Genomic DNA, 7,534 nt, shown 5'->3' on the forward strand with positions numbered 1-7,534 from the left:
CGCGCCCCTAGACTGAGCGCCGTGACCACGACCCTCCGCACCTCCACGCTCGGGATCACCGCGAGCCTCATCGGCTGGTTCATCGTCGTGGAGCTCGTCTCCGGCATCCTGCAGGGGTACTACGTGCCGCTGTTCAGCGACATCGTCCTGACGCTCGGCATCCACGACTCCGACGTCAACTGGTTCGAAGCGGCGCAGCTGCTCCTGTCCGCCCTCGTCGTGCCGGTGCTCGCGAAGCTCGGCGACATGTTCGGGCACAAGCGGATCCTGCTGATCGCGGCGATCCTCACGGCCGGGGCGACGTGGTGGCTCGCATTCGCGACGTCGTTCTGGACGTTCCTCATCGCGTGGGCGCTGCAGGGCTTCTACGTCGTCTGGCTGCCGCTGGAGATCGCGCTCATCTTCGAGCGCGGCCGCACGCAGAACCACGGCGTCTCCCTGACCCGCCGCGCCGCCGGCCTCCTCGTCGTGGGCCTCCAAGCCGGCGCCATCATCGGGGCACTCGCCGCCGGGCGCATCTTCGCCGCGACCGGCGAGAACCTCGCGCTCACCCTCCTCGTGCCCGCCGTCGCCGTCACCCTCGTCGCCGTCGTCATCTGGCGCTGGGTCCCCGAGTCCGAGCCGGTGCCCGGCCGGCGCCTGGACACCGGCGGCTTCGTCCTGCTGGCCCTCGCCCTGCTCCTGGTCACGAGCGCGCTGACCTTCCTGCGGCTGAACGGCCCCGGTGCCGTGTGGGTCTGGCTGCTGCTGGCCGCCGGCGTCGCCGGGTTCGTGGTGTTCGTGCGCTACGAACTGCGTCAGAGCGACCCCGCCGTCGACATCCGCGTGCTCCGCCGTCCCGAGATGTGGCCGGTGCAGGCGACGGCGTTCCTCGTCGGGATCAGCCTGCTCGGCGCGCAGGGCCCGCTCTCCACGTACGCCGGCACCGACCCGTCGCTCGGGTACGGGCTGGGGCTGGATGCCACCGACCGGTCGAACATCATCGGCGTGTACCTGGTCTCCCTCATCGTCGGGGCGGTGATCTTCGCCGTCACCTCACGCCGGGCGAGCCCCCGCGTCGTGCTGATCGCTGCGGCGCTCCTCGTCGGCGTCGGCTACGCCCTGTTCCTGCCGTTCCACGTCGAGGTGTGGCAGGTGCTGCTGAACCTGTCGATCGCGGGGCTCGGCTGCGGCGCCCTGGTCGGCGCGATGCCCGCGGCCGCGGCGGCGGCCGCTCCCCGCGGCCAGACCGGCGTGGCCTCCGCCCTCACCAACACGACGAAGACGATCGGCGGCACATTCTCCTCCGCCGTCTTCGGCGTCGTGCTGGCCGCCGGGGCGGGCGCGGTCGCGAGCGAGACCGCGGCGTCACTGGGCGGCTACCTCACGGTGTGGGCGATCTGCGCCGCGGGCGGCTTCCTCGCCGCGCTGCTCCTCGTCTTCGTGCCCAAGGTGGCCTTCGCGGACGCTCCGCCGGCCTGACCGGGTCGCCCGCCGTCAGTCGAGGTTCAGACGCGGCCGCAGCGGGCCGCGCGCGAGCAGGTGCTGCGCCGACTGCGCGACGGGGCGCATCGTGACGAGGTCGAGGTTGACGTGTCCGGGCGCGTTGAGCGCGTACGCGATGACGTCCGCCACGTCCTCCGCCGTCAGCGGCTCCGCGACGCCCTCGTAGACGCGCTCCGCGCCGGCCCGGTCGCCTCCGAGCCGGTTGAGCGTGAACTCCTCGGTCTGCACCATGCCGGGAGCGATCTCCGTGACGCGGATCGGCTCGCCGTTGAGCTCGAGGCGCAGCGCATGCACGAGCATCGATTCCCCCGCCTTCGCGGCGTTGTACCCCGCGCCGCCGGGATACGCGGTCTGCGCGGCCGTGGACGTCACATACAGCGTGTCGGCGTGGCCGTCGACGGACGCCTGCCGCAGGAGCGGCAGCAGCGCCGCCGTCACGAGCTGCGCCGACAGCACGTTCACCTCGAACATCCAGCGCCAGTCGTCGGGGTCGCCGTCCTCGACGCGATCGGTCCCGCGCGCGCCGCCGGCGATGTGCACGAGCGCGTGGACGGGTCCGGCCTTCTCGAGGTGCTCGGCGAGCGCGTCGACGTCCGCGGACACCGTGAGGTCGGCGGCGAAGGAGACCGAGCCGATCTCCTCGTCGAGGCGGGCGAGCCGTTCGGCGCGGCGGGCGACGCCCACCACGTCCCATCCGCCGGCGCGCAGGGCGCGCACCGTCGCTTCGCCGATCCCGGAGCTGGCACCGGTCACCACGGCGCGTCGTGTCGTCATGGCCTCCACGCTACCCACCCGGCCGCGACGTGGCATCCGCGCCCTCCGCGCGCCGCGTTACGTCACATTTCCGGCGCGTTGTCGCGCCCCCGCCGCGACCGTACTGTCGGTGGTGGCCCGCGGCGTCCGTCGCCGGCCCCGACCGACCAGCAGGAGTCCGGCATGTCCGCACCCGAGAACTGGCGCTTCGAGACCAAGCAGATCCACTCCGGCGCCGCCCCGGATCCGGTCACGAAGGCCCGCGCCACCCCCATCTACCAGACGACGTCGTACGTCTTCGACAACGCCGACCACGCCGCGAACCTCTTCGCCCTGGCCGAGTTCGGCAACATCTACACCCGCATCCAGAACCCCACCCAGGATGTCCTGGAGCAGCGTCTCGCCGCACTCGAGGGCGGCACCGGCGCCCTGGTGCTCTCCAGCGGCCAGGCGGCGTCGACCTTCGCCGTCCTGAACATCGCCGAGGCGGGCGACCACATCGTCTCCTCCAGCTCGATCTACGGCGGCACGTACAACCTGTTCAAGTACACCCTCGCCAAGCTCGGGATCGAGACGACGTTCGTCGAGAACCAGGACGACCCGGAGGCGTGGCGCGCCGCCGTCCGCCCCAACACGAAGCTGTTCTTCGCGGAGACGATCGGCAACCCGCAGATCAACGTCCTGGACATCCGCACGGTCGCCGACGTGGCGCACGCGTCCGGCGTCCCCCTCATCGTCGACAACACGATCGCGACCCCGTACCTCATCCGGCCGTTCGAGCACGGCGCCGACATCGTCGTCCACTCGGTGACGAAGTTCCTCGGCGGTCACGGCACGACCATCGGCGGCGCCATCGTCGACGGCGGCACGTTCGCCTGGTCGCAGAACTCCGAGCGCTTCCCCGGCCTCACGACGCCGGACCCCTCCTACCACGGCGCCGTCTACACCGACGCGGTCGGCGACGGCCTCGCGTACATCATCAAGGCCCGCGTACAGCTGCTGCGCGACCTCGGCTCCGCGATCTCGCCGCAGAGCGCCTGGAACCTCATCCAGGGCATCGAGACGCTGTCGCTGCGCATCGAGCGCCACGTCCAGAACGCACAGGAGATCGCGGAGTGGCTGGAGAACCACGACGACATCGCGTCGGTCAACTACTCCGGCCTGCCGACCTCGCCCTGGTACGCCGCAGCGAACACGTACGCGCCGAAGGGCGTCGGCGCGGTGCTCTCGTTCGAGCTGAAGGGCGGTGTGGAGGCGGGCCGCGAGTTCGTGAACTCGCTGACGCTGTTCAGCCACCTCGCCAACATCGGTGACGTGCGCTCGCTCGTCATCCACCCCGCCTCGACGACGCACTCCCAGCTGACCCCCGAGCAGCAGCTCACGAGCGGCGTCACGCCGGGCCTCGTGCGCCTGTCGGTGGGCCTGGAGAACATCGACGACCTCAAGGCCGACCTCGAGCAGGCTCTCGGCGCCGCACGCCGCGTGTCCGAGGCCGCCCGCGCCTGATCCGTTCCTCCTCAGAACACGACGGATGCCTCACCCTCCGGGGTGGGGCATCCGTCGCCTGCGGTCACTCGGCACACCCGGAGTGGTAACGGGGCGTCGCCGCGGTCTCCAGTCCAGGGACTGTGCGCAGCATCCGTATTATTGGCCGCATGCCCAAACGCCGACGCGCATCCTGGTGGACACGCAGAGGCGGATACCTTCTCGTGGTTGCGGCTGTCCTCGCCACGGTCGCAGTTGTCATCGCCGGGATGCGACTCAGTCCGACCAAGCCCGACCGTCCGGTGACGATCAGCACTGCGGACTGGGCGCCGTACGTCGGCGAGGATCTCCCCGGCGGGGGGCCGCTCGCCGCGCTTGTGCGACTCGTCCTGGCCCAACAGGGATACCAGGCGTCCGTCGATTTTACGACCTGGGACCTCGCACTCTCGCGCGCTCGCCAGGGCCAGGCGCTCGCAGCATTCCCGCTGGTGGCCAGTAGGGAGCGTGCTGCCACCCTGCTGGCGTCCGATCCGCTTGTCGACTTCGAGTACGTCCTGTTCCGCGACACGTCGCTGTCCGCACCGGATGTCGACGAGGCGTCCGACCTCGGCGAACTGCGGGTGGCGAGAATCGCCGGCTACGACTATTGGCCCGCCCTGGACGATGCCGTCGGTCAGTACGTCGAGTTCGACACCAGCGCAGACGCCTTCCGTGCACTGGCCGAGGGGGCGGTGGACCTCGTCGCCGAGGGGCGTGTCGCGGGCGAGACGCTCTTGAACAGCCCGGAGCTCGACCTGGATGCGGCTCGTTTCGCGCCGCTCGACGGCGACGCGTCCTGGCTCCGTTCGACGGAGTCGCTGCGACTGTTCGTCGCAGCCGATGCCGATGGACGCCGGCTTATCGAAGACTTCAACCGTGCGCTCGCTGACGTCCGACTTACGCCGGAGTATCGCGCCCTGACCTCCTCGCTCGCGTCGGAGAAATCGGGCCAGACGGTGCGGCTGGACGCCCTCGACGGCTCGCCCGTCGTCCTCCAGAACGAGGCGGGCGAGACTCTGGCCGTGCTCCCACGCGGCTCCAGCGCGGTCGTTCTGGAATGGCCTGAGGTCTTCGGTGTCACGGCTTCTGCCGCGCTTCCCACCCGGGTCAAGATCACTAGCGGTCCGGGACGAGGGAAGGTCGGCCTTGTGGATCTCGCCTTGATCGAAATGGAGGGATGATGACCCGTCTCCTCACTGTCGCGCCGACGCCCATCGACTTCGCCGTGTCCGCGGGGGCCGAGGTGCGCGATCCGGCCGGATACGCGCGGTTCTGGAAGCGCGTCGAGCGCGAGAGCGACATCAGCGGCATCAGATTTGACCACGCCGTCGAGCTGCGCGAGTCACCCCGCTACGGGTCCCTACGGGCAGATGCACTGCAGCGCACTCTGCATGTCCTCAGCGGCGAGTTCACCCCAGACGAGCTTCCATTCGAGGTGCCGAACAACTTGACCTCGCTGTGGGGCTGCGTCCGAAAGATCCGCTTCTGGCTGTACGACCACTCCGTGGTCGTGGTCGAATTGGATGGCCAGGTGAGCGACTGGCTCGGCGACGCTGCGACGGACTCCGGGGAGCGGCTCGATGACCTGCAAGCCGAGGCGATTTCGCTCAGCGGCTTGGTGGTCAGCGCGGTCGCCGCTCTCAAGCTGCAGCCCGTTCTCAATGTTGCCCGGCGCCTGGACCCCACTTCCGCGTTCGTGGATTGGCAGGCCGAAGAATGGGCGGATGTCTCGCCTCGATGGGTCTCACGCAGCCTCGTCCTCGACTTCGACGACCCGGATAGCGAACGGATCGCCCGGCATTGGCTCGCCGACATCGGGGACGAGACGGCGGTCGACGAGCTTGTCGCCGGAGGGTCCGCGCACGTCTCTCGATGGCTCAATTACGTCCACCGCGGCTATCGGGCTGGCGTCGCCACGGCGCTGCTGCCGGACGCGTCCGAGGCATGGCGCGCAATGCGCTACGCGCAGTACTTCTACGCTGCACTGGATCTCGTAGATGATCGCCTCAACGGCGTGCTGGCCGAAACAACCGAAGGCCTCAAGGCGTGGGAGCAGACGGATCTCACCGAGCGCCTCCGCAGGCTCTCGCATCGGGCCGAGCTGGTGATGCTCGACCTTCAAGACCTCCGCAAGTACGTAACGCGCCGCGTACGCGCTGAAATGGACCGCATCCTCGACGTGTGGAGCTATGCCGACCTGGTTGAGGAACCCGTGAGGTTCAAGATCACGATTTGCGACCGACGCCTCGAGGAGCTCGCTGCCGGAAGGCAAGCCCGAGCAGGAACCGTCACCGACGTCATCCTCCTCGGCATCGGTGTCACCTCGGTTCTTGGAACCGCGTTGGCCGTCACGGATTTCGGCCGTTCCGTCGCGACCGATCCGGACCAGGCCGGCTACGGGTCGGCGAGCAGCGGACTCACGGAGTGGTTCGCATCTCAGCCCGCGGACGCCATCCTCGTCGGTTCCGTCGTCGTCTCCGCGTTGCTTGTGGTTCTCTTTCTGGCGGTGCGGCGGTCCGGCTCGTCATGACGTTGAGGCCAGGTCGGCGCGCCGTCGGTCTGATGGCACTCACCCAGTTCTTGCTCGAAGTGCAGTTCTGGTTCCCTTTGTGGCTCGTCTTCCTGCTGGAGCTCGGCTTCGACCTCACGACCGCAGTGATCGCGGACGGCGTGTTCCGGCTCGTCTCCGTCGTGGCGGAGATCCCGCTGGGCATGCTGGCCGACAGAGTCGGGAGGAAGAACTGCTACCTGCTGATCAGCGGCCTGAGTGCGGCGACGTTCGCGGGCATTGCCGTGATCGAAGACTCCTGGCACCTCTTCGCCGTGTGGATACTGTGGGGGTTACTCTGGGCGCTCAATTCCGGGGCTGCGACGTCCTATGCGTTCGAGATCAGCCAGACGCTGGGGCCTCGTGGTGGGGCGCGGGGATTCGGCCTCATCAAAGGAGCAGCGCAGCTCGCGGCACTGGTGTCGCTCATATCGGCGGGGTGGTTCTACGAACTTGATCCGGCGTTGCCGTTCTGGCTCACCGCCGTCCTGGCCGTGGTCGCCGGGTTGCTCGCGCTCGGCCTGCCTGACATTCCTCACGAGGTGTCCCGGCCGACTTTGCGCAGCGTGCGCCACGACATCCGGGGGGCGGTCGCCTCCCCAGGCACCCGGGCGGCCATCGTGGTCGCCGTGCTATTCCTCTTCCACGCCTGGAGTGTCCGCATCCTCTTCCAGCCGCTCGCCCTGGATCTGGGTCTGACACCTACCGAGACCGGGTGGATGTATGCCTTGGTGGCCGCCGTCGCGATCGCTGCCGCAGTGGCGATCGGATGGGCTCCACCGGCCCACCGCCCAGGCGTTGTGGGCCTGGGCGGTGGACTCACAGTTGCGGCGTGCGCGGCGACCTGGGCCATGCCCGCATTCGGACCGGTGCTCTGGCTACCCGTCCTGAGTCTCGGATGGGCTGCGGCATGGACGACGCTCGAGCTCGAACTAGCTGAGCGCACTCGGCCCGCGGTACGCGCGACCGTGCTCTCGATCGTCTCCTGCGCGGCCGGCATCGGGATTGCCGTCGCACGGCCGGCACTGGGCATCATCGCAGATAGCGCCGGAAGTCCGGCAGCGTTCGGTCTATGGGCTCTGGCCGGGGTGGTTGTGGTCGCCGCCATGGCGATTCCACTTCTCCGGATGCGGGAACACTCGGCTCCTGCGCGCCGCCATTCGTCCGCGAAAACCGCTCCGCGGGTTCTCGGCACCTGAGGCGGCCTTCTCCCCCCCCCCCCGG

At 69.3% G+C, this 7,534-nt stretch carries 6 protein-coding genes; 5 read left to right on the plus strand and 1 reads right to left on the minus strand.

All coding sequences use genetic code 11. The annotated features are described in order from the left end of the window. Positions 1-21: 21 nt before the first annotated feature. Positions 22-1,461 carry an MFS transporter gene (locus MSA03_RS09265; RefSeq protein WP_147050662.1) on the plus strand — a complete coding sequence of 480 codons (1,440 nt, stop codon included), beginning with the start codon at positions 22-24 and terminating at the stop codon, positions 1,459-1,461. Between the two features lie 15 nt (positions 1,462-1,476). Here the strand turns inward: MSA03_RS09265 and MSA03_RS09270 are convergent, their stop codons facing one another. Further along, positions 1,477-2,259 (minus strand): SDR family oxidoreductase, encoded by a 783-nt coding sequence (locus MSA03_RS09270; RefSeq protein ID WP_174799868.1) that lies wholly within the window; start codon positions 2,257-2,259, stop codon positions 1,477-1,479. Positions 2,260-2,337: 78 nt separating this feature from the next. Here MSA03_RS09270 and MSA03_RS09275 point away from each other — a divergent pair, with 78 nt between their 5' ends. The 4 genes from MSA03_RS09275 to MSA03_RS09290 all read left to right on the plus strand — a co-directional run bounded on the left by MSA03_RS09275 (position 2,338) and on the right by MSA03_RS09290 (position 7,509). After that, positions 2,338-3,744, plus strand: a complete 1,407-nt coding sequence (locus MSA03_RS09275; RefSeq protein WP_261798695.1) for a bifunctional o-acetylhomoserine/o-acetylserine sulfhydrylase — start codon at positions 2,338-2,340, stop codon at positions 3,742-3,744. A 122-nt stretch (positions 3,745-3,866) separates the two neighbouring features. Further along, positions 3,867-4,943, plus strand: coding sequence for a substrate-binding periplasmic protein (locus MSA03_RS09280; protein WP_147050663.1), 1,077 nt, complete (start codon positions 3,867-3,869; stop codon positions 4,941-4,943). Next, positions 4,943-6,292: a hypothetical protein gene (locus MSA03_RS09285; RefSeq protein WP_147050665.1), complete on the plus strand. Its 1,350-nt coding sequence runs from the start codon at positions 4,943-4,945 to the stop codon at positions 6,290-6,292. Before MSA03_RS09280 ends, MSA03_RS09285 begins: the two co-directional genes overlap by 1 nt. Positions 6,293-6,324: 32 nt before the next feature. Further along, positions 6,325-7,509, plus strand: coding sequence for an MFS transporter (locus MSA03_RS09290; protein ID WP_170245479.1), 1,185 nt, complete (start codon positions 6,325-6,327; stop codon positions 7,507-7,509). Positions 7,510-7,534 lie beyond the last annotated feature (25 nt).

It is taken from the genome of Microbacterium saccharophilum (assembly GCF_007992455.1).
GTDB lineage: Bacteria > Actinomycetota > Actinomycetes > Actinomycetales > Microbacteriaceae > Microbacterium > Microbacterium saccharophilum.

Coding starts and splice junctions, on each gene's coding strand:
- MSA03_RS09270 (WP_174799868.1), bottom strand. CDS start 2,259: ATGACGACACGACGCGCCGTGGTGACCGGTGCCAGCTCCGGGATCGGC.
- MSA03_RS09285 (WP_147050665.1), top strand. CDS start 4,943: ATGACCCGTCTCCTCACTGTCGCGCCGACGCCCATCGACTTCGCCGTG.
- MSA03_RS09290 (WP_170245479.1), top strand. CDS start 6,325: ATGGCACTCACCCAGTTCTTGCTCGAAGTGCAGTTCTGGTTCCCTTTG.